At 54.4% G+C, this 2,039-nt stretch carries 2 protein-coding genes and 1 tRNA gene; 2 read left to right on the top strand and 1 reads right to left on the bottom strand.

The features are described 5' to 3' along the window. Nucleotides 1–146 precede the first annotated feature (146 nt). On the top strand, nucleotides 147–815 hold the full coding sequence (locus AB5Y92_RS04645; protein WP_164537457.1) for a UPF0149 family protein: 669 nt from the start codon (nucleotides 147–149) through the stop codon (nucleotides 813–815). A 198-nt stretch (nucleotides 816–1,013) separates the two neighbouring features. Here AB5Y92_RS04645 and AB5Y92_RS04640 read toward each other — a convergent pair. Beyond that, nucleotides 1,014–1,101, bottom strand: a tRNA-Ser gene (locus AB5Y92_RS04640). 198 nt (nucleotides 1,102–1,299) lie between these two features. Here AB5Y92_RS04640 and AB5Y92_RS04635 point away from each other — a divergent pair. After that, complete coding sequence (locus AB5Y92_RS04635; RefSeq protein ID WP_156852274.1) at nucleotides 1,300–1,956, top strand: Bax inhibitor-1/YccA family protein; 657 nt, start codon at nucleotides 1,300–1,302, stop codon at nucleotides 1,954–1,956. The last annotated feature ends 83 nt before the right edge of the window (nucleotides 1,957–2,039 follow it).

The raw sequence follows: 2,039 nt of genomic DNA, 5'->3' as shown, positions 1-2,039 counted from the left end.
ATCGCGGCCGGGGGCAGCTTTACCTTTGGCACCATGACCGGCTCCGGGTATATCAACGCCAGTCGCCAGAAGATAAACAGCGACTACCAGAGCGTAGTGGAGCAGGCGTAGAACTTTAAAAAATATCAATCTGTTGAGGTGCACTGATGCAACCGTTTGAGATATTGAGTGATGAAGAGTTCGACGAGCTGGAAGCACTGCTGGAGCGCTATGGCAGTGACAATAGCATTGCTTCAATGTCGATGCTGGATGGCTTTTTAACTGCGGTGGTCTCTGGCCCTCACCTCATCATGCCAAGTACCTGGCTCCCTGCAATTTGGGGAGGCGAGCAGGATCAACCCGAGTGGCAAAGCGAAGCCGAACTGGAACACTTTATCGATCTGGTAATGCGCCACAGCAACGACATTGCGACCACCTTGACCTATGCGGCAGAAGACTATTTCCCAGTGGCACCGGAATTTGAGCGACACGGGGAATGGGTCCCGCTGATCCACGACTGGTGTGGTGGTTACCTGGGAGGTCTTGAGCTGGCGCCATGGCCCACACTGTCCGCACCTGAAGCTGCCGCACTGGCGATGATATCTGAACCGCTGGAGAAGATGCCTACATCGTTGGAGGCTCTCAGCAATGAACACTTGCAAGAGCAAGCCACCAAGGCCCGCTTTGCTGCTCGTATCCTTCATGCCCACTTTCTGGCGCAACGAAGTGAACGCCCGGAGCGCTCGCAACCAGTAGTTGCACCCATCAAGATTGGCCGCAACGAGCAGTGTCCCTGTGGCAGCGGTAAGAAGTACAAGCAGTGCTGTTTGCACTGACCAACAAAAATAGATAACAAGAGAGGGCCAATGGCCCTCTCTTGTTTTGGGTAACTTGAAGGGAATAGTGGCAATGACCTGTCCAAAGGAGTGTTATCAAGGGGTAGAACAGCCAACACCTAATGGTATACTCACTGGCATACTAAAAATCGCAGAAACAAAAAAGCCCAACCAAATCAATCAGTTGGGCTGTATAGATGGCGGAGGAGGTGGGATTTGAACCCACGGATGGTCGCCCATCGCCGGTTTTCAAGACCGGTGCATTCAGCCGCTCTGCCACCCCTCCGAACGGCGAGCATACTACGTCAAGCGCTTGTTCATATGCAATACATATTTCCTGTGGGATAGTGTGCGGGAGCAAAATGGCAGGTGGCTTGAAATTGTTCCTCGTCATCCCTATTTGTTCTTCATAGAATGCTTAGGCTTTAAGTGATGACGAGACGGCCGCTCGCCGCCTCAACAGGACACCAAGAGGACACCCAAGATGGATACCCGTTCTATCTACACCGGCACCCAGAGTGCCGCACGCGATACCAACAAGGTGCTGCGTAACACCTATATGCTGCTCTCCCTCACCCTCGGCTTCTCTGCCGTGGTGGCGGGCATCGCGACCGTAATGAACATGCCGCCGCTGCACTGGGCCATCTTCCTCATCGGCGTATACGGTCTGATGTTCCTGACCGAGAAGAACCGCAACAACGGCATGGGCCTGGTATTCACCTTCGCCCTGACCGGTCTGCTGGGCTATAGCCTGGGCCCCATCATCAACATGTACATGAACAATGGTGGTGGCGAGATCGTGATGACCGCCCTTGGCGGCACCGCGCTCACCTTCTTCGGTCTGTCGGCCTATGCCCTGACCACCAAGCGTGACCTCTCTTTCATCGGCGGCATGCTGTTCGTCGGTTTCTGGGTACTGCTGGTAGCCATGATTGCCAACATCTTCCTGCAGATGAGCGCCCTGAGCCTGGCACTGTCCGCCATGTTCATGCTCTTCTCCTCCGGGGCCATCCTGCTGACTACCCAGCAGATCGTGCGCGGCGGCGAGACCAACTACATCTCTGCCACCGTCACTCTGTATGTCTCCATCTACAACATCTTCCTGAGCTTGCTGAGCCTGCTTGGCGGCAACCGCAACTAATCAAAAACCCCGCTTCGGCGGGGTTTTTATTGGCTCCTGTTTCTGTCAGGATAAGTTGCAAATCAAGGATATGATGCGAAGCG

The sequence above is a fragment of the Aeromonas sp. R1-1 genome, from assembly GCF_040908495.1.
GTDB classification, from domain to species: Bacteria; Pseudomonadota; Gammaproteobacteria; order Enterobacterales; family Aeromonadaceae; genus Aeromonas; species Aeromonas veronii.
This window is presented reverse-complemented; position numbering and strand designations above follow the sequence as displayed.

Coding starts and splice junctions, on each gene's coding strand:
- AB5Y92_RS04645 (WP_164537457.1), top strand. CDS start 147: ATGCAACCGTTTGAGATATTGAGTGATGAAGAGTTCGACGAGCTGGAA.
- AB5Y92_RS04635 (WP_156852274.1), top strand. CDS start 1,300: ATGGATACCCGTTCTATCTACACCGGCACCCAGAGTGCCGCACGCGAT.